The organism is Cellulomonas sp. Root485 (assembly GCF_001426705.1).
GTDB lineage: Bacteria > Actinomycetota > Actinomycetes > Actinomycetales > Cellulomonadaceae > Cellulomonas.
On the sequence record NZ_LMFC01000001.1, the window covers coordinates 515288 to 537888 of the forward strand.

Sequence of the window (22601 nt, forward strand, 5' to 3'; positions counted from 1 at the left end):
AGACTTCGTCCCGCTGGGCAGGACGAAGTCTTCACGCTCATGCCGGGGTCAGCCGCGTGAGCAGGGGGCCCCGTTCAGCACGAAGTTCGTCGGGGCGGTGTTGGTGCCCGTGTGTGAGCCGTTGAGGCCGAACTGGAACGACCCGCCCGCGGGGATCGAGCTGTTCCACGCCGCGTTCTTCGCCGAGACGAACGACCCGGTCTGCGTGGTGACCGAGCTCCACGCCTGCGTCACGACCTGACCCGACGGCCACGTCCAGGTCAGCGTCCAGCCGTTGAGCGACACGTTGGACTTCACGGTGATGTTCGCCGTGAACCCGGTGTTCCACTGGTTCACGGAGTACGCCACGCTGCACGCGATCGCGGGCGTCGGGCTCGACGTCGGTGCCGGTGTGGTGGGCGCCGGTGTGGTCGGTGCCGGGGTCGTCGGCTGCGGGGTCGTCGGCTGCGGGGTCGTCGTCGAGTCCAGCCCCAAGAAGTGGATCGCCGCGGCCGCGTCGACGGGCAGGTTGTGGCCGACGTTCTGGAAGGTGATCGCCTCGACGGGCGCCCGGTCGCCCGTGGCGCCGTACCGCGTCCGGACCTGGTTGCTCGCGGGATAGTCGGTCGACGCCGGCGTCGCGCTGACGCCCAGCACGTTGGTCCACTGCTTGATCGCCTCGCCGTGGTTCACATAGCTCAGCGTCGTGTCCTGCGACCCGTGCCACAGCTGCACGCGCGGCCGGGCCCCGGTGTAGCCGGGGTACGCGGCGCGCGCGAGGTCACCCCACTGCTGCCCGGTGCGCACCAGGCGACCGCCGGAGCAGTCGCTGTTCCACGGCGCCTGCGAGCCGGTGCCCGGCGGGGGAGAGGACGTCGCGAAGCACGTGGCCGGGACGCCCGCGAACGCCGAGCCGGCGGCGAACACGTCCGGGTAGGTGGCCAGCAGGACCTGGGTCATCATCGCGCCGGACGACACCCCGGTGACGAACACCCGGCTGGTGTCGGTGGTGTACCTCTGCTGCACGTACCGGACCATCGACACGATGCTCGTCGGGTCGCTCGCGCCGCCGTGCCGCAGCGCCTCCGACGAGCTCACGTCGAAGCAGCTCCCGCTCCGGTTGGCCTGCGGGTAGATGACGATGTACCCGTACCTGGTGGCCAGCTCGTCGAACTGCGAGCCGTCGTACATCGCCTGCGCGGTTCCCGTGCAGTAGTGCACGGCGACGAGCACGGCCGGCTTGGCCGGCAGGGAGTCGGGCACGAACAGGCTCATGCCGAGCTGGCCGGGGTTGCTCCCGAAGCTGGAGACGCTGACCAGGGAGGCGGCCTGCGCGGCGGGTGCGGTGGTCAGCGCGGCGGCGGCGAGCCCGACGATGCCGAGGGCGAGGGTCGTGGCGGCCGCGACGGCGCGGCGCAGGGACGATGTCATCCTCGGAGCGTGCCCGAGGGCGTCTGCGCAGGTCAGTCAGCGAAGCGTTTCAGCGGAAGACGATCGTGCGGTGCCCGTCGAGCAGGACCCGGTGCTCCGCGTGCCAGCGCACCGCCCGCGCCAGGGCGCGCCGCTCGACGTCCTGCCCGAGCGCGACCAGGTCCTCGACGTGCCGGGAGTGGTCGACGCGCTCGACGTCCTGCTCGATGATCGGCCCCTCGTCGAGGTCGCCCGTGACGTAGTGCGCGGTCGCGCCGATGAGCTTGACCCCGCGCTCGTGCGCCTGCGCGTAGGGGCGAGCGCCCTTGAACGACGGCAGGAACGAGTGGTGGATGTTGATGACCCGGCCGGCCAGCGTGCGGCACAGGTCGTCGGACAGGATCTGCATGTAGCGCGCCAGCACGACGAGCTCCACGTCCAGCTCCTCGACCAGCTCCAGCAGCCGCGCCTCTGCCTGCGCCTTGGTCGCGGACGTCACCGGGACGTGGTGGAACGGGATGTCGTAGAACTCGGCGAGCGGACGCAGCGCGGTGTGGTTGGACACGACGGCGACCAGCTCGATCGGCAGGTTCTCGGACCGCTGCCGGAACGCGAGGTCGTTCAGGCAGTGCGCCGCGGTGGAGCCCATGACGAGCGTCCGGACCGGCCGGCCCACCACGTCGAGCGACCACTCCATCTCGAACTGCCGCGCCACCGGGGCGAACGACGCCTCCAGCTCGGCGCGCGGTGTGGCGGCCGTGACCTGCACGCGCATGAAGAACAGGCCCGACAGCGGGTCCCCGAACTGCTGCGACTCGGTGATGTTCCCCCCGTGCTCGGCGAGCAGCCCCGCGACCGCGTGCACGATTCCCGGGCGGTCCGGGCAGGACAGCGTCAGGACGAGGTGGGTGGGATCGAGCGAGACCGAGGACACGAGGTCCGAGAGTAGTGGTCGCGCGGATCGGCTGACACGATGGGCCGCATGACGCAGCCCGACCTCGACATCCGCTCGGTGACCCTCGACGACGCCGGTGAGCTGCTGACGCTGCGCCGCGCCGCGTTCGTCACCGAGGCGCAGCAGTACGGCGACCCGCACATCCCGCCGCTCACGCAGACGCTCGAGGAGCTCCAGGACGACCTGCAGCGCGAGGGTGTCATCACGCTCGGCGGCTGGTACGGGCACCGTCTCGTCGGCTCGATCCGGATGCTCATCGAAGGCCCGAAGGCCACGCTCGGCCGGTTCGCCGTCGCCCCCGACCTGCAGGGCCAGGGGTTCGGCACGCAGCTGCTCATGGCGATCCTGCCGCACCTGCCCGAGGGCATCGAGGAGGTCTGGGTGTTCACCGGCCGCGACTCGGTCCACAACCTGGCCCTCTACGCCAAGCACGGCTACGAGCACCAGCACGACCAGACGGCCGGCGACCTGACGTACGCGTACCTGCGCAAGATCCTCGGCGACGGCGAGCCGACCGACTGACGGCAATGGCCCCGGTTCAGTCGCCGGGGATGTCGACGGAGTCGAGGATTGTCGCCATCCAGTCGTCGAACTCCGGGCTGGCCGGGCCAGTCAGCAGGATGCTCGTGAGGTTCTTGCCCTCCTGGGTGAACCGGCCGGCGGGCAAGGAGACGACGTACGACGTGCGGCGAAGACCCCAGCCGTCGACGTTGCGGATCCGGACCGCCTCCCGCCCACGGACCGTCAGGGGGTCGACCTCGACGTCGCCCGCGCCGCTCATCGCCCGGCGCATCTCGGCGACGACCTCGTCGAGGTCGTCGCCGGCGCTCGTCTGCGCGCCGACCATGATCTGGGTGAGGTAGTCGTCGCCGAAGCCGACCACGGTCGCGCAACCGGCCGATCGTGGATCGAGCGTGAGGTCTTCCGGCACGCGATAGCTGAAGCACGGAGTCGTCACGATCTCGCCGTCGAGCTGGACCGGGTCGAGGCCGTCGACGGCCACGCACGAGATCGCGCGGTCGTCGGCGGGTGCTGGTCCGCCGGAGCCGACCATGATGACGACGACGGTCAGCACGGCCGCGGCGGCCAGCCCTGTCCCGAGCCACCACCATCGCGGTCCGGACCTCGGACGGGGGTCGGCGCGGGATGGTCCGTGACAGTCGCGGCGGGGTCGGTCATGCGTCCTCCTCGAAGGGTGAGCGGCCGGGTGCCGCCGGCCGGACGCTACGGAGATCGGGCCTCCTCCCGTCGCGGTTGTGCACAGGCCCGTCCCGCCGGTCGAAGCTCTCGACGTCGACCGTCCACCGGTGCCCGCACGGCGTTCGGCTTGCTACTCTGTGCCGGTCGCGACTGGCGCAGCGGGTGGGTCACCACCGGGGAGCGACGCAGCAGCAGACCAACGGGTCGGACGCCTGGGCCCCCGGTCACCACACACGAGTGTGCGGGTGCCGGACGCGCGCGTACACGCTGACTGCCGACAGGAGTGCTTCATGAGCGCCGACCAGATCCCTCTGATGGACCAGAACATCTCCCAGCTGGACCCCGAGATCGCCGCCGTCCTCGACGGTGAGCTCGCCCGCCAGCAGGGCACGCTCGAGATGATCGCGAGCGAGAACTTCGTCCCCCGCGCGGTCCTGCAGGCGCAGGGCTCCGTGCTCACCAACAAGTACGCCGAGGGCTACCCGGGCCGCCGCTACTACGGCGGCTGCGAGCAGGTCGACATCGCGGAGACCATCGCGATCACCCGCGCCAAGGAGCTGTTCGGCGCCGAGCACGCCAACGTCCAGCCGCACTCGGGCGCGACGGCCAACGCGGCCGTGCTGCACGCCCTGATCAATGCGGGCGACAAGATCCTCGGCCTCGAGCTGGCCCACGGCGGCCACCTCACGCACGGCATGAAGATCAACTTCTCGGGCAAGCTCTACGAGGTCGGCGCCTACGGCGTGGACCCGCAGACGTTCCTGGTGGACATGGACGTCGTCCGCGAGAAGGCGCTCGAGCAGCGTCCCGACGTCATCATCGGCGGCTGGTCCGCCTACCCGCGCCAGCTCGACTTCGCGGCCTTCCGGTCCATCGCCGACGAGGTCGGTGCCAAGCTCTGGGTCGACATGGCGCACTTCGCCGGCCTGGTGGCCGCGGGTCTGCACCCGAGCCCCGTGCCGCACTCGGACGTCGTGTCCTCCACCGTGCACAAGACGATCGGCGGCCCGCGCTCGGGCTTCATCCTGAGCCGCGAGGAGTACGCCAAGAAGATCGACTCGGCCGTCTTCCCGGGCCAGCAGGGCGGCCCGCTCATGCACGTGATCGCCGCCAAGGCCGTCGCGTTCAAGGTGGCCGCCACGCAGGAGTTCAAGGACCGCCAGCAGCGCACGCTCGACGGCGCCCGTCTCATCGCCGAGCGCCTCTCCGCGCCGGACGTCGCGGCGGCCGGTGTCTCCGTCCTGACGGGCGGCACCGACGTGCACCTGGTCCTGGTGGACCTGCGGCACTCCGACCTGGACGGCCAGCAGGCCGAGGACCTCCTGCACTCGGCCGGCATCACCGTGAACCGCAACGCGGTGCCGTTCGACCCGCGCCCCCCGCGCGTCACCTCCGGCCTGCGCATCGGCACGCCTGCGCTGGCCACGCGTGGCTTCGGTGACGTCGAGTTCACCGAGGTGGCGGACATCATCGCGACCGCGCTGATCAACGGTGCTGCCACCGACGTCGCGGCGCTCAAGGCCCGGGTGCTCAAGCTCACCGACGGCTTCCCGCTGTACTCCGACCTCCAGCAGTACTGATGACGGCTCAGCTCCTCGACGGGACCGCCACCGCGGCCCGGATCAAGGCCGAGCTGACCGAACGGGTCGTGGCGCTCGCAGCCCGGGGCGTCCGGCCCGGGCTCGGCACGCTGCTCGTCGGCGACGACCCCGGCTCGCGCTGGTACGTCGCCGGCAAGCACAAGGACTGCGCCGAGGTGGGCATCGCCTCGATCCGTGAGGACCTGCCGGCCACGGCCACGCAGGACGAGATCGAGGCTGCCGTGCAGCGGCTGAACGAGGACCCGGAGTGCACGGGGTTCATCGTGCAGCTGCCGCTGCCGAAGGGCATCGACGCCAACCGGGTGCTCGAGCTGGTCGACCCCGACAAGGACGCCGACGGGCTGCACCCGACCAACCTCGGGCGCCTGGTCCTGCGGGTCAACGAGCCGGTCACGTCCCCGCTGCCGTGCACGCCGCGGGGCATCATCGACCTGCTGCTGCGGCACGACATCGACCTGCGCGGTGCGGATGTCGTGATCGTCGGCCGTGGGGTCACCGTGGGGCGCTCGATCGGCCTGCTGCTCACCCGCCGCGAGATCAACGCGACCGTGACGCTCACGCACACGGGCACCGAGGACCTCGCGGAGCACACCCGCAACGCCGACGTGGTCATCGCGGCCGCGGGCGTGCCGGGGATCATCACGGCCGACATCATCAAGCCGGGTGCCGTCGTCATCGACGTCGGCGTCTCGCGGTCCACCGACCCGGACACCGGTAAGAGCCGCGTCGTCGGTGACGTCGACCCCGGCGTGCGCGAGGTCGCCTCGTGGGTGTCGCCCAACCCGGGCGGCGTCGGGCCGATGACCCGCGCGATGCTGCTGAGCAACGTGGTGGACACCGCCGAGCGCCTGCTGGGCTGAGAACCTCCTCGATCGGGGCCAGGCTGTCCTTGTGACGGCCGGCCCCGGTCGTCGGAGAGGAGCCCGTCATGGGCATCGTCCGTCCGCACCTCTGGTTCGACGACCAGGCCGCGTCCGCCGCGCGGTTCTACGCCGACGTCATCCCGAACACGGTCATCCACTCGATCACGACCGCGCCACCGGGCACGCCGGGCGTCGCCGAGGGCGCCGAGTTCATCGTCGAGCTGACGATCGACGGCATGCGGGTCACGTTCCTCAACGCCGGCCCCGTGTTCACGCTCGACGAGGCGTTCTCGTTCGTCCTCGACTGCCAGGACCAGGCGGAGGTCGACCACTACTGGGAGACCCTGACCGCCGACGGCGGCCGACCCAGCCAGTGCGGCTGGCTCGTCGACAAGTTCGGCGTCTCCTGGCAGGTGGTCCCCGTGCAGCTCGACGACGTGATGTCGCGCCCTGACGCCGACGGGGTCGCGCGCGCCATGGCGGCGATGCTGACGATGGGCAAGCTCGACATCGCGGGCCTCGAGGCGGCGTACCGGGGCGGGTGACAGAAGTGTCGGCGGGATCGGGTTGGATGGGCCGGTGCTGACCATCGCGAGCGTGAACGTCAACGGGATCCGGGCCGCCTACAAGCGGGGGATGGGCACCTGGTTGGACGCCCGGAAGCCGGACGTGATCCTGCTGCAGGAGGTCCGAGCGACGGACGAGATCCTGGCGGACCACCTGCCGCCCGGCGAGTGGCACCTCGCGCACGAGGCGAGCGAGACCAAGGGGCGGGCGGGTGTCGCGATCGCGAGCAGGTTGCCGATGACGGCCGTCCGGATCGGGCTGAAGACGGGCGTGACCGGTGACTCCGGGCGTTGGGTGGAGGCCGACCTGGAGCTCCCCGCGCGCGAGGGCGCTCCGACGCGGAGCATCACCGTGGTGTCCACGTACCTGCACTCGGGGACGCTCGGGACGCCGTCGATGGACGAGAAGTACGCGTTCCTCGACCACGTCACCGGCCGGTTGGCCGACATCGCGGAGCAGGGTGGCTACGCCGCCGTCGCCGGGGACGTGAACATCGCGCACCGCGAGGCGGACATCAGGAACTGGAAGGGCAACCTGAAGTCGGCCGGGTTCCTCCCGCGCGAGCGCGCCTACCTCGACCGCTGGTTCGACGACCTGGGTTGGCACGACCTCGGCCGCGAGCTCGGCGGCGAGGGACCCGGACCGTTCACGTGGTGGTCGTGGCGCGGGAAGGCGTTCGACAACGACGCCGGCTGGCGCATCGACTACCAGCTGGCGACGCCGGACCTCGCCGACGCGGCTGTGAGCGCCACGGTGGACCGGGCGGCCACCTACGCGGAGCGGTTCTCCGACCATGCCCCGGTGGTGGTCGAGTACGACCTCTGACGGGAGCGGTCGTCCCGCTCCGTTGGGACGACGCGCAGCCACCCCGCGCCTCGTTACGGTGGTCGGATGACTCCGGCCCCCGCCCCGTGGAGCGGGCCGCCGTGGGGGCGCGGTCGGTGGGGCTGGGTGGCCGTGCCCGCCTCGTTCCTCGCGCTCGTCACCGTCCTCGGTGCCGCCGGGGCCGCCTGGTGGCACCCGCAGGCGCGGGCGTTCGACGCGGTCGCGGTGGTCCTGCTCCTGCTTGCGCCGGCCGCGATCGTGCTGGTCGTGCGGGGTGGTCGCGCTGCCCTCGTGGGGTCGGTGCTCGCGGTCCTCGGGCCCACCACGTTCGTCGCGCTCGGGTACGAGCCGGGGCCGGCGTTCGTGCCGCTCGGCTTCGTCGTCGTCGCGCTCGGCGTCACCCGTCAGCGGGTTCTGTCCCTCGCCGCGGGGACGGCAGGAGCGATCGCCGTGGCGGTCCTCTCGATCGGTCCCGGCAGCCCGACACTCGTGTACGCGACCGTCACGGTCGCGGGCCTCGCCGTCGCGATGCTGCTGGGGGAGGGTGCGCGCGGCCGGGCCGAGCGCATGCAGGCGTTGCGCGCGGCGCGGGTGTCCCGCCAGGAGTCGGCGGTCGCCGCCGAGCGCCTGCGCATCGCCCGGGAGCTCCACGACGTCCTCGCCCACTCGCTGTCCGGCATCACGGTGCAGGCGGGGGTGGGACTGCACCTCATGGACCGCGAGCCCGAGGCGGCCCGGCGCGCGCTGACCGAGATCCGCGAGGCGAGCCGCGACGCTCTCGACGAGGTGCGCGAGGTGCTGGGTGTGCTGCGCGCGGACGGCGAGGCACCGCGAGAACCCACCGCCGGTCACGGCCCGCGCAGCGTCGGCGAGCTTCTGGTCCGAGCGCGCGCCGACGGCCTCACCGTCGATGACGAGGGCGTCGACGAGGCGGCGACGCGAGTGCCCGAGAGTCTCGCCGGCGTCGTCCACCGCACCCTGCAGGAGGCCCTGACGAACGTGCGACGGCACGCGCCGGGAGCATCCGTGCAGGTCAGGCTCGTGGTGGGCGACTCGATCGTGCTCGAGGTCGTCGACGACGGCCCCGGCGCCGACGAGATCGTCGAGGGCTACGGTCTGCGCGGCATGCGCGAGCGCGCCGAGTCCGTCGGCGGGACGCTCGTCGCCGGTCCCGGACCGACGGGGTTCCGGGTCCGGCTCGAGCTCCCGAGGGTGGAGCGATGATCCGCGTCCTGCTCGCCGACGACCAGGCGCTGGTGCGCGGCGGCTTCCGTGCGCTGCTGGACGCCGAGCCCGACCTGACGGTCGTCGGGGAGGCGTCGACGGGCGACGAGGCCGTGCGGCTGGCCCTCGACCTGCTGCCGGACGTCGTGCTGATGGACATCCGGATGCCCGGCACGGACGGTCTGGCCGCGACCCGACGGATCGTCGCCGAACCGCGGGCCGCCGGTGTGCGCGTCGTGGTGGTGACCACGTTCGAGCTCGACGAGTACGTCACGGAGGCCATCCGCGGGGGAGCGTCGGGGTTCCTGGTCAAGGACACCGAGCCCGCGGACCTCCTGCGTGCCGTGCGCGTCGTCGCGGCCGGTGACGCGCTGCTGTCGCCGACCGTCACCCGGCGTCTGCTGGCCACCGTCGCCCGCGCGACGCGGGAGGTCACCGAGGCGCCGGCGCTCGCGGACCTCACGCCGCGGGAGCGCGAGATGCTCGTGCTCGTCGCCGAGGGCCTGTCGAACGACGAGATCGGCGAGCGCCTCTTCCTCAGCCCGCTGACCGTGAAGACCCACGTGCTGCGCGCGGCGACCAAGCTCGGTGCACGCGACCGCGCGCAGATGGTGGTCGTCGCCTACGAGTCCGGGGTGGTGCGACCCGGCTGGGCCGGCTGACTCCGCGCGGAGCACGCCGGACGCTCCGCACGGACGACGACGCGGGCACCTGCTCGGGGCGACGGTGATGGTCCGGTCGAGCGTCGACCGGCTCGAGAACCGAAGGACCATCATGCTCACCACCCTCGTGTCCCACCCCGTCGGCTACGGCTGGGGATGGGGTCCCGGACCCTGGTTCCTGCTCGTGCCGCTGTTCTGGTTCGGGCTCATCGCGCTGTTCTTCGCGATCGGGAGCCGCCGTCGCCGCCGCTACTGGGGAAGCTGGGACGGCCCCCGGGACGGCGGCAGCGCTCGCGCCGTCCTGGCGGAGCGGTATGCACGAGGCGAGATCGACGAGACCGAGTACCGGTCACGGCTCGAGGTGCTGCTGGCCTCCGACCGCCCTCAGGGCTGACGGGGCCGCCGAGGTCGCGCCCCGAGCTCGAGACCGTGCCCGTGGTGCTGGTGGCACGACGCCGCGCCGACGTCGACCGAATCCTTTAACGTGGCGGCACAGGGGTTCGGCGGGACGGAGCGGGCGTGACGCGGGGTCGGGCGGGGCGAGCTGTCGCCGCGCTCGCGTCTGCCCTCGTCGTGATGGCCGGGCTCGTCCTCGTCCCCTCGTCCGCGGCTCGTGCGGACTTCGCGTCGCAGTGCGCCGCGCCTGACCGGACCGTTGCCGCGACCGACGCGTCGATCGCCGTCGCTGCGGGCGAGACCGTGCTGGTCGACATCGGGTTCCAGGGCGGCGTGGACGCACTTCCCGCAGGCGGCACGCTGTGCGTCGCGCCGGGTGGGAGCCTGACCGCGACCTACATGAACAACGCCGCGGGAGCGCTCGTCGTCGCTGCCGGGGGCACCCTGGGCATGCCCCAGGTGGCCGTGTCGGCGGGGTTCTCCCTGGAGATCGAGGGCGTCGCCACCTTCGCGGGGCTCAACGTGAACGGCGCCGCCGACGTGCACGTCGCCCCCAGCGGCGAGCTTGTCGTCAGCGGTGACGTCAACCCGTCCGCCGGGACCTTCACCAACGAGGGGACGTTCCGGGTCGAGGGTGGGATGAACCTCAACACCGCGGTCGTGCTCGAGAACGCCGGTGTCCTGACGGTGGCCGGCGGCGCGACGGTGAACGGGCTGCTGGCCAACTCGGGACTGGCGACGTTCTCCGGTGGGCTCATCATCAACGGGTCGGGTGCGCTGCAGAACACCTGCGCGATCGACACGGTGGGGAACCTGATCAACGACAGCCCGGACGCGAGCAACGGCGGCGTGGTCGTCGTCACGGGCGATCTCGTGAACAACGGGGTGTGGCAGCAGACGCAGGCCGCGGTGACCAGCGCCGTCGGGCTCACGGAGGACGGGTCGGTCTCGGGGTTCGGCGGCTACCGGTTCACGGGGACGACCTCCGTGCAGGGGAGCTTCGTCGGTGACTCGTCGACGGAGCCGATCCGCGTGCAGACCGTCGCTCCCGCGGGTCAGATCTTCGACGTGGAGACCGGCACGATCGCCAACGTGCTCCGCACGACCGTCGAGGTGCCCGCGGTGCCGGAGTGCGCCGGCCCGCCGGCTCCCTCGTCCGCCGACGTCCAGACGACGAAGACCGGCCCGGCCAGCGTGCTCGAGGGCGGGACCGTCTCCTACGTCGTCACCGTGCGCAACGCCGGGCCGTCGGATGCGGCCGACGTCGTCGTCAGCGACTCGCTCCCCGCGGGGTTCGCGCTCGATCCCGCGTCCACGACGGGCACGCTCTCCGGGAGCACGCTGACGTGGGTGCTGGGAACGGTCGCGGTCGACCAGGAGGTCACGCTGACGTTCTCGGGGACCGCCACGGCTCCGGCGGGCTCGCTGCTGCTCAACGTCGTCCGGTCGACGTCGAGCGTCCCGGACCCGGCGCCGTCCAACAACGACGGCTCGGACGGGTCGAGCCAGGTGTCCACGGAGGTCGTGGCGGTGCCGCCTCCGATCAACGTGCCGCCGACGGCCGACGACCTGGAGCGCGAGACGGTGACGCGACGGCTGGTGGTGGGTCGCGTGTCGGCCACCGACCCGGACGTCGGGCAGGAGCTCACGTTCACCCTGGTCACGGGGCCGGCCAACGGGTTCGCGTACCTCAGCGCCGCGGGCGGTCTCGTCTACGTGTCCGACCGCGACTTCGCCGGGATCGAGACCTTCGAGTACCAGGTCTGCGACAACGCGTCACCGACGCCGGGGTGCGACACGGCCACCATCACCGTCGTCGTGCGGCCGTGGGCGACGAACGACATCGCCGTGACGTTCGCGGACACGCCGGTCAGCATCCCGATCCTGTCCAACGACAGCGCCGGAGCACCCCTGGACGCGACCCCCGTGACCGTGCCCGCGAACGGCACCGTCACGCTGGATCCAGCCACCCGGCGCGCGACCTACACGCCTGCGGCCGGCTTCACCGGGCTCGACACGTTCGAGTACCGGATCTGCTCGCCGACAGTCCCGTCACTGTGCGACACGGCGCAGGTCACCGTCCTGGTCGTCGCGCCCAACCTGCCACCCGCCGTCGACTCCCTCCTGCTGACCACGTCGACCGACGTGCCCGTCACCGGTGTGCTCGTCACCTCGGACCCGAACCCCTCGGACACGCTCACGACGTTCCGTGGCATCCCGCCGCGCAGCGGCTCGGCGGCGGTCGAGCCGTCGGGGTCGACGACGTACGCCCCACGGGCAGGGTTCGCCGGCCGGGACAGCTACGGGGTGATCGTCTGCGACGACGGCATCCCGGTGCTGTGCGCGACGGGGCGGGTGCTCGTCGAGGTCCTGCCCGTCGCGGCGCCCGACACGGCGACGACGATCGCCGGCACGCCGGTCGACATCGACATCGCGAGCAACGACCGAGGGCTGGTGGGACCCGCCACGGTCACCACCGCACCCGCTCGCGGCGCGGTCACGGTCGCCGGTGGGACAGCCAGGTACGCGCCGGAGGCCGGCTTCGTCGGGACGGACACGTTCGAGTACACGATCTGCGCGACCCTCGAGCCTGATCTGTGCGCGACGACCACCGTGACCGTCACGGTGACCGCGGTGCCGCCACCGGACCCGGGCCCGACGCCGACGCCGATCCCGACGCCTGGTGGCGGTGGTGCGCTGGCCGTCACGGGTGCGGACCCGCTCCCCGCGCTCCTGCTCGGGGTCGGGCTCCTGCTCGTCGGCGGGTGCCTGGTGCTGCTCGGCCGTCGCCGCGCGTAGGACGTCGACCCCGCACGTGTCAGGCGTCGACCACGGGCGCGCCCGGCAGGTCGCGCATCCGGATCAGGGGCGAGAGCACGACGGGGACCGCGGCGAGCGCCATCAGGCCGACGGAGACCCAGAGGGTCGGCAGGACGCCGAGGTGGGTGCCCAGCCAGCCGCCGAGCAGCCCACCGATCGGCATCGAACCCCACACGATGAACCGCACGGAGGCGTTCATGCGGCCGAGCAGCGGGGGAGGGCAGACGCGCTGCCGAAAGCTCACCTGGGCCACGTTGTAGACGATGACGGCGAAGCCGAACGCCGCGCCACCGGTGATGAGCAGGGGCGCCGCCGGGATCGCGCTGGTGGCGGCGAGCGGCGTCAGCGCGGCCGCGGGGGCGGACACGAGAGCGGCGAGCGGGATGATCCGGCCCTCGCCGATCCACTGCGCGAGGCGGCCCGCGACCACGGCCCCGACCAGCCCGCCGACCGCCGACGCGGACAGGATCGCGCCGTAGGCCGCGGTGCCGAGGCCAAGGGTCCGCAGCACGTAGATGACCAGCACGGCGCCGGAGACGGCGCCCGCGAAGTTGGCCAGCGACGTGCACACGACGATCCGTCGCAGGTACGGCTCGTGGACGACGAACCGCAGCCCCTCGGCGATCTCGACGCGCAGCGGGCGCCGCGTGTCCGGGTGCGGGGGCGTCTCCTGCTGCTGGATCCGGCCGACGGCGAAGGCGGAGACCAGATAGGTGACGACGGTGACCGCGATGAGCGCGGGTGCCGCGATCACCCGCAGCAGCAGGCCGCCGAGCGCGGGTCCCACGACCTGCGCGACGGACGCGGTCGCCTGCAGCTTGGAGTTGCCCTCGACCAGGTGGTCGAGACCGACGAGGCCCGGGATGTAGCTCTGGTGCGACACGTCGAAGAACACCGTGGCCACGCTGATCACGAGAGCGGCGACGATCAGCAGGGGGACCGTGGCGTGTCCGGTCGAGGCGGTCACGACGACGGTGGCGAGCACGGCAGCCCGGACCAGGTCCGCGACGATGAGGACGCGACGCTTGCGCATGCGGTCCACCCAGGCGCCCGCGGGGAGGCCGATGAGTAGGAACGCGGCGTACTCGGCGGCGTTGAGGACACCCATCTCCCACTCGGTCGCGGCGAGCTGCTGGACCGCGAAGATCGGCAGCACGAGGGCCGTCAGCTGCGCGCCCAGCTGCCCGAGGGCATCACCCGTCCAGAGCCGGCGGAAGTCCGGGTGGTGGATCAGCGACCGGCTGGTCGTGGTGTCGGGGGTGCTCACGCGGCCCAGCATCGACAACTGATTGGGAAATGTCAATCACTGTGCGAGGATCGACCCATGACGGAGCCTGCCCGCCGTGACACGGCCGACATCGACGCCGACGCGCGCGCCCTCGCGAGCACCGTCCGCATCCGGATCCTGCGGCTGTGCCTCGACGAGGCCCTCACCAACCGCGAGATCGCCGAGCGCCTCGACCGCAACCCCGCCACCGTCCTGCACCACGTCCGCACGCTCGTCGACCGCGGCTTCCTCGCGGCCGAGCCCACCCGGCGGGGTGCCCGCGGGTCACGCGAGGTGCCGTACCGCGCCACGGGCAAGTCCTGGCGCACCCCCGGCGGGCCTGGCATGAGCCGCATCCTCATCGACGCGTTCCTCGAGGAGGTCGCGCTGGTCGACCCGCAGGACGTCATCACCACGCGCCTCGGTGTGCGGCTCGACGCGTCCGGGTTCGAGGAGCTCGCATCGCGCATCGGGGCGGTGCTCGACGACTTCGCGGCCCGGTCCCCGACCCCGGACGGCACCCCCTACTCCGTGTTCTTCGCGCTGCACGAGGACGTGACGCGTCAGACGCCTCCGCGCAGCGCCGCGATGGGCTCGATGGACGCCGCCTTGAGCGACGGGTAGAGCCCCGCGAGCAGACCGATCACACCGCCCGCCAGGGCGGCCACACCGACCATCCGCAGGTCGAGGATGGGCGTCCACTCCTGGGCGGCGCTGACCCCGACGACCACCGCGACCCCGAGCGCGGCGCCCAGCATGCCGCCGAGCAGCCCGACCACGACCGACTCGACCATGAACTGCGCACCGATGTCCCGCCGCGTCGCGCCGAGCGCCCGCCGCAGGCCGATCTCGCCGACACGCTCCAGCACGGACAGCAGGGTCACGTTCGCGATCCCGACGCCGCCGATCAGCAGCGCCACGCCGCCGAGCGCCAGGAAGATCGTGTTGACGTCCGCCTGCACGCCCTGCCGGACCGCGGACGTGGCGGGCGGGGTCTGCACGTCGACCGTCTCGGGGGCGTTGGGGCTCAGTGCGATCGCCAGCTGGCTGCCGACCACCGGCCCGGCGCCGACCGCCAGGTGCAGGTGCAGCTCGTCCGGGGACGCGAGCGCGAAGTCCGCCCGGGCGGTCCCCTCGGGCATCAGCACCGAGGCCAGCACGTCCGTCCGCCGCTGCACGTCGTCGACGATGCCGATGACCTGGTACGCGCGGTCGCCGATGAAGATCGACGGCTGCCGATCGACCCGGACGACCCCGAGGCGCTCCGCGGCGTCGACGCCGAGCACCACGACGCGGTCCGCGCGGGCGTCGTGACCGGCGTCGAAGTAGCGGCCCTGCACGATCCGCCCGCGGACCGCCTCGAGCGCTCCCGGCGAGGTAGCGACGACGTCCGGCGCGACCGTCCGGGCGGCCGACGGGTCGTGCACGGGGACCGCGGTGATCTCCGCGTCGCCGACGTCCACGGTCGAGAAGGTCCCGGCGGCCTGGACGCCCGCGAGCCGCTCGGCGCGCGCCGACGCGTCCCACGGGAGCGACCCGAGGGCGCGCTGGGAACCGTCCCAGCCGTTGCTGGTCTCGGGCCTGGCCACGGCCTGGGTGGCCGCGACGGCGTCGAACTGCTTGTTGATCTGCCCCGACGCGGTCTGCGCCAGCCCGACGGTCACCACCACCGAGGCGATACCGAGCACGGTGCCCAGGATGGTGAGCAGCAGCCGTCCCGGCCTCGCGCCGATCCCCGCCGCGGCCTCGGCGAGCAGGTCGCGCAGCCCGAACCGGTCGGACCGCGCCACGCGCTGCGTCACCGCGGTCACGCGATCTCCCGCAGGTACCCGTCGGCGATCCGGACCCTGCGCTGCGCACGCGCGGAGACCTCGTCGTCATGGGTGATCACCAGCAGGGTCAGCCCGCCGGCGTGCAGCTCGTCGAACAGGTCGAGCACGCTCGCCGAGCTCTCCGAGTCGAGGTTCCCCGTCGGCTCGTCGGCCAGGAGCACCCGAGGCTGCGCGACGACCGCGCGCGCGACCGCCGCCCGCTGGCGCTCACCGCCCGAGAGCACGGTGGGGACGAAGTCGATGCGGTGGCTCAGCCCGACCCGGTCCAGCGCAGCCAGCGCGCGCTCACGCCGCTCCGCACGCGGAACGCCGCTGTACAGCGTGGCGAGGAGCACGTTCTCCAGCACGGTCCGGTGCGGCATCAGGTGGAACGCCTGGAACACGAACCCGATGTGACCCGCGCGCAGGGCCGCGCGTTCCCGCTCCCCGGCGGTGGCCGTGGGGATGCCGTCGAGGAGGTACTCGCCGTCGGTCGGCTTGTCCAGGAGACCCAGCAGGTTCAGCAGCGTCGACTTGCCGGAGCCCGACGGCCCGACGACCGAGAGGTAGTCGCCCGCCCCCACCACGAGGTCCGCCGGGTGCAGCGCGTGGACCGGCGGGTCGCCCGGGAACTGCCGGGCGGCCCCCCGCAGCTCGAGCACGGGAGCGGGCGGCTCGAGGCTCTCGGGGGCGTCGAGCAGGTCGAGGACGGTCACTCGTCGTCCGCCTCGGCGTCGGCGGCCTTATCGTCGGTGCCGGCCACGCCGACGACGACGAGGTCGCCCGCCACGAGCGGCGACTCGGACCCCGCGATCTCGACGTACCCGTCGGCGGCGAGCCCGGTGGTGACCGTCACCAGCGAGCTGGCCTCCCCGCCGCTGCCGGCCAGCTCGACCCGTGACTCCCCGCCCGGTCCGGCGGTGAGCGCCGCGAGCGGCACCGCGAGCACCTCGCCCTGCGTCGAGCTCACCGGCACCCGGACGCGGACGTTGGTGTTCTGCAGCGCGAGGACCTGCTCCGGGGTGAGGCTGCCCAGCGTGAAGATCACCGTCCGGCGGTCACCCGTCGGCTCGTTCGGCTCGTCGGGCTCCTCGCCCTCGTCCTGCGCGTCGGGTGCCGCGGGAGTCGCGGTCGCGTCCTTCACGGCGGCGACCGTGACGGGCAGCTCCTGGTCGTCGAGCGTGATCGACCCGACGGTGCCGACCGTGAGCAGCTCGGCGTCGGCACGGGTGGCGCTGCCGGTGATCTGGATGGTGGCACCGGACACGCTCATGAACTCCCCGGTGATCGTCCCGCCGCGCGTCGCCTCGACGACGTCGACGCGACGGGGGAGCGAGGGGACGTACACGATCTCGCTGGCCGGGAGCGGCGTCAGGGTCGCGGCCTGCGCCTCGGTCTGGTCCTCGCGGGCCGCCGCGAGCTGCGACTGCGCGGAGGCGACGGCCGCGCGCTCCGCGCCCGTGTCTGCGGGGTTGCCCGCCTCGGCCCGTGCCGCCTGCGCCTGGGCGAGCGTGCCCTGCGCCTCCACCACCGCGATCGGGCTGCACGGAGCGTCCTCGGTGGGGGCCGCGCAGCGACCCTGCTCCTGGTCGAGGGTGGCCTGGGCGACCGTGACCGCCGTGTCCAGGCCGATCAGCACCGACTGCAACGGGCCGACGGCCGCCCCCGACAGCTCCCGCTGGGCGGCGCTGAGGGCATCCTGCGCGGCCCGGACGCCGTCGCGTGCCGCGGCGACCGCGTCCTGGAGCTCCTCGCCCGCGGACGGCGGCTCGTACCCGACCCGCTGGTAGAGCGCCCGCACCCCTGCGGCGGTCGCCGCGTCGTAGGCGTCGCTGTCCGGGTTGCCCGCGTCGATGCCGAGTGCTCCGAGCGCGGCCTTGAGCTGACGGACGTCCGGCCCGGACACGCCGGCCCGCAGCGACCGGTAGGTGGGCAGGTCGCCCGGCAGCACGATCACGGGCCGGCCGACGATCTCGAGCGCCACCGACGCCGGGCCGATCTCGGCGCCGACCACCGGGACCTGGCCGGTGACGACCGCCGGACCGCCCAGGTCCCCCGTCTCGACCCGCAGGGCGACCGGGTCGTCGTACCCGATGTCCCCGCGGATGACGAGCTCGTTCGCGATCACCCGGCTCTCCACCGGGACGGTGATGGGACCGGCCGTGGGGGGTGCCGCATCGGCGGCGGCCTTGCCCGGCGACACGATCAGCCGGCTCAGGAGTACCCCCGCGGCGAGGCAGACGACGGCGACGACCGCCATCACGACGATCGTGCGCCGCCCTCCGGTGACCTGCGTGCTCATTGCTCTCCTTCTGGGACCTCAGACGTGCCGGGGGCGCGGGCCGTCGTCGACGGCACCCGCACGGCTCACTCGGACGCCTGTGCCGCCTTCTCGACCATCGCGTCGAGCTCGTCCTTGTGTGCGTCGATGAAGTCCTGCTCGATGGCGAACTGCGCCTCGAGCGCCGCACGACCGGCCCCCGTGCTCTCCTGGCAGGTGCGGTCGGCGACGGCGGTCGAGATCTCCTGCTCGCGGATCTCGGCCAGCGCGGCCTCGTCCTGCGTGCCGGTCTCCTCGTCGTACGGGATCTCGTTGGTGAGGTCGTAGATGCTGTCCTGGGCCTCCTGCGGGTTGGCGAAGTCGTAGCCCTCGTCAGCCATGCACTCCGCCCACTTCGCGTAGGCCTGGGTGGTCCGCTCGTCGGTCTGCGCGTCCTGCCACAGCTCGTTCATCGCGTCGGTGAGGTCCTTGAACTCCGGGTCGTCCCAGATCTGGCCCGCCTCGTAGACCTCGTGCTGGGCCTTGCCCTGGCAGCCGGCGGTCGTCCAGTCGTACTCCGGGATGTCCTCCTCGGCGGTCTCCTCGTCGATGGGCTCCTCCGACATCGTCTGCGCACCGTAGAGGGCCTCGTAGAACGCCTGCTGCTCGGTCTCGCTCATCGTGGCGACGTAGTCGGCGTTGGGGTCCACCCACTCCTCGCCGTCGCCCTGGTTCATCGGCATGTCCTGCGACGTCGTCGCGCCGTACCCGTACTGCTCCGCGAACTCGATCGAGTCCCACTCGGGCATGCCGTCGTCGGCGTCGTCGACGCTCTTGCTCATGCCCGAGGTGTCCTGCGGCGTGTACTCGAAGCCCTCGTCCTGCATGCAGGCGGCCACGATCTCCTCGGAGCGGGCCGCCTGGGCGTTCATCTCCGCCTCGTCCTGCGAGCCGCCCAGCTTCTCCCAGTACGCGGACAGCGGGCTGTCCTCGTAGGTCAGCGTCGCGTCGTCCGACGGTCCGCCGCCGGAGCTGCACCCCGTGAGGAGTGCCAGGGCGACGGCCCCCAGGGCGATCGCGGTCGTGGTCGGCGTGATTCTCATCGGGAAAGCCCTTTCGGCGGGGGGAGTCACAGTCGCTCTCACTGGCGTCGCCCAGGACCATATCGGTCGAGAACGGGACAAAGATCATCCCTCGGGGTGATCCCTGGTCCGCCGGGGCGGACGCCGGGCGCCCGCCCTCCGCGGGCGCCCGGCGTCGTCACAGGTACCGAGGCTAGGCAGGCGGCACCGGGCGGACATCCACCGCAGGGTGCACAACCTTTTCGGGGTGTCATACGTCGGTACCGGATCGCGTCGATGACCTTGACACGGACGGCGGACGTCGCGTCGATCAGCCCGGCCACGGCGTCCACCGCCACGGCCTCGGCTGTCCCGACCAGGGCGGTGCTGAACGGGACGGGGGCCTGCCCTGGATCCCCCCGAGCACGCGCTCGACCGGGATCTCGCGGCGACACCGCGATCTCGCCCTCCACGGACTGCGCGGGTGGCTCGCCGTCGTCGTGAGGGCGCCGGCGAGCCCGGTCAGACCGCCGGACCGGCTGCCGTCGCCACCAGGAACGCCGGCGCCCGCAGACCCTGCTCCGCGAACGCGTCCGCGACGGCCTGCGCCACCCGGTCCACCTCGTCGGCGGCGACCAGCGCGATCGCCGAACCACCGAACCCGCCACCGGTCATCCGTGCCCCCACGGCACCGGCCGCGCGGGCGGTGTCGACCACCAGGTCCAGCTCCCTGCACGACACCTCGTAGTCGTCGCGCAGCGACGCGTGCGACGCGTTCATCAGCGTCCCGACCAGGCCGACCTCCCCGGCGTCGAGCAGCGCGACGAACCAGGTGACGCGGTCGATCTCGTTCACGACGTGCCGGACGCGACGCACCTGGACCTCGTCGTCGAGCTTGTCCAGGGCCCACTCCAGCCCGCGGGGGTCGTCCGAGACCTCGCGCAGCGTCCCGACGCCCAGCCGCGCGGCCGCCGCCTCGCAGGAGGCCCGGCGAGCGGCGTACTGCCCGTCGACCAGCGCGTGCTCGGCGCGGGTGTCGACCACCAGCAGCGCCAGGTCGTGCGCGGCGAGGTCGAACGGGACGTGCCGGACGGAGCCGTCGAGGCAGTCGAGCAGGAGCGCGTGGCCGTCCTGGGACCGCAGCGCCGCCGCCTGGTCCATCCCGCCGGTGGGAGCGCCCGCGATCTCGTTCTCGGCGCGCACGCAGAGCGCGGCCAGCGTGGCGCGCCCCTCGTCGGAGGCCGCCAGGCCGAGCCCGAACACCGCGTCGAGCGCGATCGCGACGGACGCCTCCAGCGCGGCCGACGACGACAGCCCTGCTCCGTACGGCACGCACGAGTCGATGGCGACGTCGAACCCGGAGACGGCGTGACCCGCCTGCCGCAGCGCCCAGGCCACGCCCACGACGTACCCCACCCAGCCGTCGACCGTGCCCGGCGCCACGTCGGCGAGGTCGACGGTCCGCAGCCCGGCCGGCTCCTGCGCGCTGACGAGCCGCACGGTGTCGTCGTCGCGACGCCGCAGGGCCGAGTAGGTGCGGTGGGGGAGCGCGATGGGCAGGCACAGGCCGCCGTTGTAGTCGGTGTGCTCGCCGATGAGGTTCACGCGGCCGGGTGCGGACCAGGTGCCCTCCGGCTCGGCCTCGAAGCGGCCCGCGAACAGGGCGCGCACGCGGTCGGTGCCCTCCTGCGGGGTCCAGAGGTCCAGCCACGTCACGTCGGCGGTCATGCCAGCTCCTGCAGTCGGGTCGCGATGCGCTCGGGGGTGGTGTCACTGATCCAGGCGCCCATGCCGGACTCGACGCCCGCCAGGTACTTGAGCTTGCCCGGGGCGCGCAGCACAGAGAACAGCTGCAGGTGCAGGCGCGAGACGTCGCGACCCTCACGGGTGGGCGCCTGGTGCCAGCCGGAGATGTACGGCAGCGCGATGGGCTCGCCGTCGGGGCCCACGAAGAACCGGTCCAGCCGCTGCAGCAGCGCCAGGTACACGGTCGACAGGTCGTCGCGCTCGGCGTCGGTGAGCGCCGGCAGGTCGGGCACGTCGCGCCGGGGGGCCAGGTGCACCTCGACGGGCCAGCGCGCCGCGAACGGCACGTAGGCCACCCAGTGCTCCGACTCCAGGACGATCCGCTCGCCGTGCGCCAGCTCGGCGTCCAGCACGTCGCGCCCGAGCAGGCGCCCGGTCCGCTCCTGGTGTGCGCGGGCCTCCGCCAGCATCAAGGTCGTCTTCGGCGTGACGTACGGGAACGCGTAGATCTGGCCGTGCGGGTGGTGGAGCGTGACGCCGATCTCCTTGCCCCGGTTCTCGAACACGAACACCTGCTCGATGCCCGGCAGCGCGCTGAGGGCCGCCGTCCGCTGCGTCCAGGCCTCCACGATCGTGCGCATCCGGCGCGGCGTCACCGTGCTCAGCGACGCGGTGGAGTCCGCCGAGAAGCAGATGACCTCGCAGCGCCCGGCGGCGGGTCGGACGGTCCAGAGAGGTTCGCCGCCGCGCTGCACGGGTGCGTCCGGGATCCCCGGGATCGCCAGCAGCGACGGGAAGCGGTTCTCGAAGACGACGACGTCATAGTCCTCGGCGGGGATCTCGCCGTCCTGGTAGACCGCGCCGGGCTTGGCCGGGGCCAGAGGGTTGGCGTCGGCCGGCGGCAGGAACGTGCGGTTCATCCGGTGGGCGGCCATGGGGATCCACTCGCCCGTGAGCGGGTCGCGGCGCAGCTCGGGGCCGGTCACCGGCTGCGGCACCCCGTCCGCGTCGAGCACGGGAGCGAACCGGTCCGGCAGGGGGCGCGCGTCGGTCAGGGTGCGCGTCGCGCCTCCCGAGACGTACGGCTCGGAGTCGTCGAAGTAGATCAGCTCCCGCCCGTCGGCGAGGGTGGTCGAGGTCATGCGGACGTCGGTGGTCACGAGTGGGCTCCCGGGGTGGTGACGAGGCGCAGGGCAGCGCCGGTCAGGTGTCGTCGTGCGTCGGCCGGCAGGGCGTCGTCGGTCAGCAGCGTGTCGATGTCGTCGAGCGGGGCGATCCGGGCCAGGCCCACGACCCCCCACTTGGTGTGGTCGGCGAGGACGGTGGTCGCGGCGGCGCACGCCATGAGGGCGCGGTCGGTGGCGGCCTCCGCGAGGTTGGGGGTGGTCAGGCCGCTGGCGTCGAGCCCGTGCACGCCGAGGTAGGTGCGGTCGACGCGCAGGCTCGCGAGCGTGGCGTCCGCGACGGGGCCGACGAGCGCGTCGGACGGCGTGCGCACCCCTCCCGTGAGGATGACCTCGACACCGGCGGTGCCGTGCAGGGCGTCGGCGATGCGCAGGCCGTTGGTCACCACGGTGAGGTCCGGGATGCCGGCGCCGGCGAGCAGCTCCGCTAGCAGGTACGTCGTCGTCCCGGCGGACAGTGCGACGGCCTGCCCGGGCTCGACGGTCGCCAGCGCGGCACGGGCGATCGCTGCCTTCTCGGGGCCGGCCCAGGAGCGCTTCGCGTCGAAGCCCGGCTCGTCGGTGGGCCGGCCCAGGGCGTCCGGGGCCACGGCACCGCCGTGCACGCGACGGACCAGCCCTGCTCGGGCGAGCTCCGCGATGTCCCGCCGGACGGTCATGTCGGAGACGTCGAGGCTCTCGACGAGGTCGGCGACACGCGCGGCCCCGTCGGCACGCACGACAGCCAGAATCCGGTCCTGGCGCTGAGAGGCGAGCACCCGAACACTCTC

The 22601-nt window shown here is 72.9% G+C and carries 21 protein-coding genes and 1 riboswitch; of the genes, 10 read left to right on the forward strand and 11 right to left on the reverse strand.

Annotated elements, in window-relative coordinates; genetic code table 11:
• Positions 1 to 48: 48 nt before the first annotated feature.
• Complete coding sequence (locus ASD16_RS02570) at positions 49 to 1410, reverse strand: PHB depolymerase family esterase (RefSeq protein WP_055912444.1); 1362 nt, start codon at positions 1408 to 1410, stop codon at positions 49 to 51.
• Between the two features lie 49 nt (positions 1411 to 1459).
• Complete coding sequence (purU, locus tag ASD16_RS02575) at positions 1460 to 2323, reverse strand: formyltetrahydrofolate deformylase (RefSeq protein WP_055912446.1); 864 nt, start codon at positions 2321 to 2323, stop codon at positions 1460 to 1462.
• Between the two features lie 48 nt (positions 2324 to 2371).
• On the opposite strand from purU, the gene ASD16_RS02580 reads away from it, so the two are divergent.
• The gene (locus ASD16_RS02580) at positions 2372 to 2866 is read left to right on the forward strand and encodes a GNAT family N-acetyltransferase (RefSeq protein WP_055912447.1); all 495 of its coding nucleotides are present in this window, start codon (positions 2372 to 2374) and stop codon (positions 2864 to 2866) included.
• Between the two features lie 16 nt (positions 2867 to 2882).
• On the opposite strand, the gene ASD16_RS02585 is transcribed toward ASD16_RS02580, so the two are convergent.
• Positions 2883 to 3419, reverse strand: a complete 537-nt coding sequence (locus ASD16_RS02585) for a hypothetical protein (protein ID WP_055912449.1) — start codon at positions 3417 to 3419, stop codon at positions 2883 to 2885.
• Positions 3420 to 3680: 261 nt separating this feature from the next.
• Positions 3681 to 3769, forward strand: a riboswitch (ZMP/ZTP riboswitch).
• 65 nt (positions 3770 to 3834) lie between these two features.
• Between ASD16_RS02585 and glyA the strand changes: the two genes are divergently transcribed.
• The 8 genes from glyA to ASD16_RS02625 all read left to right on the forward strand — a co-directional run bounded on the left by glyA (position 3835) and on the right by ASD16_RS02625 (position 12481).
• A complete protein-coding gene (glyA, locus tag ASD16_RS02590; RefSeq protein ID WP_055912451.1) occupies positions 3835 to 5124 on the forward strand; it encodes a serine hydroxymethyltransferase in 1290 nt (429 codons plus the stop codon).
• Positions 5124 to 6005: a bifunctional methylenetetrahydrofolate dehydrogenase/methenyltetrahydrofolate cyclohydrolase gene (locus ASD16_RS02595; RefSeq protein WP_055912453.1), complete on the forward strand. Its 882-nt coding sequence runs from the start codon at positions 5124 to 5126 to the stop codon at positions 6003 to 6005. Before glyA ends, ASD16_RS02595 begins: the two co-directional genes overlap by 1 nt.
• 68 nt (positions 6006 to 6073) lie before the next feature.
• The gene (locus tag ASD16_RS02600; RefSeq protein WP_055912455.1) at positions 6074 to 6553 is read left to right on the forward strand and encodes a VOC family protein; all 480 of its coding nucleotides are present in this window, start codon (positions 6074 to 6076) and stop codon (positions 6551 to 6553) included.
• Between the two features lie 34 nt (positions 6554 to 6587).
• A complete protein-coding gene (locus ASD16_RS02605) occupies positions 6588 to 7400 on the forward strand; it encodes an exodeoxyribonuclease III (protein ID WP_055912457.1) in 813 nt (270 codons plus the stop codon).
• Positions 7401 to 7466: 66 nt separating this feature from the next.
• Complete coding sequence (locus ASD16_RS02610) at positions 7467 to 8624, forward strand: sensor histidine kinase (RefSeq protein WP_082570557.1); 1158 nt, start codon at positions 7467 to 7469, stop codon at positions 8622 to 8624.
• Positions 8621 to 9286, forward strand: coding sequence for a response regulator transcription factor (locus ASD16_RS02615; protein WP_055912461.1), 666 nt, complete (start codon positions 8621 to 8623; stop codon positions 9284 to 9286). The genes ASD16_RS02610 and ASD16_RS02615 overlap by 4 nt, the downstream gene beginning before the upstream one ends.
• Before the next feature lie 112 nt (positions 9287 to 9398).
• The gene (locus ASD16_RS02620; protein ID WP_055915593.1) at positions 9399 to 9680 is read left to right on the forward strand and encodes an SHOCT domain-containing protein; all 282 of its coding nucleotides are present in this window, start codon (positions 9399 to 9401) and stop codon (positions 9678 to 9680) included.
• Positions 9681 to 9805: 125 nt separating this feature from the next.
• Positions 9806 to 12481, forward strand: coding sequence for an Ig-like domain-containing protein (locus tag ASD16_RS02625; protein ID WP_157453766.1), 2676 nt, complete (start codon positions 9806 to 9808; stop codon positions 12479 to 12481).
• Positions 12482 to 12500: 19 nt separating this feature from the next.
• Here ASD16_RS02625 and ASD16_RS02630 read toward each other — a convergent pair whose 3' ends face one another.
• Positions 12501 to 13769 carry an MFS transporter gene (locus ASD16_RS02630; RefSeq protein ID WP_235523078.1) on the reverse strand — a complete coding sequence of 423 codons (1269 nt, stop codon included), beginning with the start codon at positions 13767 to 13769 and terminating at the stop codon, positions 12501 to 12503.
• A 57-nt stretch (positions 13770 to 13826) separates the two neighbouring features.
• Between ASD16_RS02630 and ASD16_RS02635 the strand changes: the two genes are divergently transcribed.
• Positions 13827 to 14393 carry a transcriptional regulator gene (locus ASD16_RS02635; protein ID WP_055912467.1) on the forward strand — a complete coding sequence of 189 codons (567 nt, stop codon included), beginning with the start codon at positions 13827 to 13829 and terminating at the stop codon, positions 14391 to 14393.
• On the opposite strand, the gene ASD16_RS02640 is transcribed toward ASD16_RS02635, so the two are convergent.
• The 7 genes from ASD16_RS02640 to ASD16_RS02670 form a co-directional block, all read right to left on the reverse strand.
• The gene (locus ASD16_RS02640; protein ID WP_055912469.1) at positions 14333 to 15580 is read right to left on the reverse strand and encodes an ABC transporter permease; all 1248 of its coding nucleotides are present in this window, start codon (positions 15578 to 15580) and stop codon (positions 14333 to 14335) included. The genes ASD16_RS02635 and ASD16_RS02640 overlap by 61 nt on opposite strands.
• Complete coding sequence (locus ASD16_RS02645; RefSeq protein ID WP_055912471.1) at positions 15577 to 16296, reverse strand: ABC transporter ATP-binding protein; 720 nt, start codon at positions 16294 to 16296, stop codon at positions 15577 to 15579. Before ASD16_RS02645 ends, ASD16_RS02640 begins: the two co-directional genes overlap by 4 nt.
• Positions 16293 to 17882 (reverse strand): hypothetical protein, encoded by a 1590-nt coding sequence (locus ASD16_RS02650; protein ID WP_055912472.1) that lies wholly within the window; start codon positions 17880 to 17882, stop codon positions 16293 to 16295. The genes ASD16_RS02645 and ASD16_RS02650 overlap by 4 nt, the downstream gene beginning before the upstream one ends.
• 65 nt (positions 17883 to 17947) lie before the next feature.
• Entirely contained in the window at positions 17948 to 18943 is a 996-nt protein-coding gene (locus tag ASD16_RS02655) for a hypothetical protein (protein ID WP_055912474.1), read from the reverse strand.
• A 480-nt stretch (positions 18944 to 19423) separates the two neighbouring features.
• Positions 19424 to 20629 (reverse strand): galactokinase, encoded by a 1206-nt coding sequence (gene galK, locus ASD16_RS02660; RefSeq protein WP_055912476.1) that lies wholly within the window; start codon positions 20627 to 20629, stop codon positions 19424 to 19426.
• Positions 20626 to 21789, reverse strand: coding sequence for a galactose-1-phosphate uridylyltransferase (galT, locus tag ASD16_RS02665; RefSeq protein WP_055915595.1), 1164 nt, complete (start codon positions 21787 to 21789; stop codon positions 20626 to 20628). The genes galK and galT overlap by 4 nt, the downstream gene beginning before the upstream one ends.
• Before the next feature lie 14 nt (positions 21790 to 21803).
• Positions 21804 to 22589, reverse strand: a complete 786-nt coding sequence (locus ASD16_RS02670; RefSeq protein WP_055912478.1) for a DeoR/GlpR family DNA-binding transcription regulator — start codon at positions 22587 to 22589, stop codon at positions 21804 to 21806.
• Positions 22590 to 22601: the final 12 nt, after the last annotated feature.

Coding starts and splice junctions, on each gene's coding strand:
- ASD16_RS02570 (WP_055912444.1), bottom strand. CDS start 1,410: ATGACATCGTCCCTGCGCCGCGCCGTCGCGGCCGCCACGACCCTCGCC.
- ASD16_RS02580 (WP_055912447.1), top strand. CDS start 2,372: ATGACGCAGCCCGACCTCGACATCCGCTCGGTGACCCTCGACGACGCC.
- glyA (WP_055912451.1), top strand. CDS start 3,835: ATGAGCGCCGACCAGATCCCTCTGATGGACCAGAACATCTCCCAGCTG.
- ASD16_RS02595 (WP_055912453.1), top strand. CDS start 5,124: ATGACGGCTCAGCTCCTCGACGGGACCGCCACCGCGGCCCGGATCAAG.
- ASD16_RS02600 (WP_055912455.1), top strand. CDS start 6,074: ATGGGCATCGTCCGTCCGCACCTCTGGTTCGACGACCAGGCCGCGTCC.
- ASD16_RS02610 (WP_082570557.1), top strand. CDS start 7,467: ATGACTCCGGCCCCCGCCCCGTGGAGCGGGCCGCCGTGGGGGCGCGGT.
- ASD16_RS02615 (WP_055912461.1), top strand. CDS start 8,621: ATGATCCGCGTCCTGCTCGCCGACGACCAGGCGCTGGTGCGCGGCGGC.
- ASD16_RS02620 (WP_055915593.1), top strand. CDS start 9,399: ATGCTCACCACCCTCGTGTCCCACCCCGTCGGCTACGGCTGGGGATGG.
- ASD16_RS02635 (WP_055912467.1), top strand. CDS start 13,827: ATGACGGAGCCTGCCCGCCGTGACACGGCCGACATCGACGCCGACGCG.
- ASD16_RS02650 (WP_055912472.1), bottom strand. CDS start 17,882: ATGAGCACGCAGGTCACCGGAGGGCGGCGCACGATCGTCGTGATGGCG.
- ASD16_RS02655 (WP_055912474.1), bottom strand. CDS start 18,943: ATGAGAATCACGCCGACCACGACCGCGATCGCCCTGGGGGCCGTCGCC.
- galK (WP_055912476.1), bottom strand. CDS start 20,629: ATGACCGCCGACGTGACGTGGCTGGACCTCTGGACCCCGCAGGAGGGC.
- galT (WP_055915595.1), bottom strand. CDS start 21,789: ATGACCTCGACCACCCTCGCCGACGGGCGGGAGCTGATCTACTTCGAC.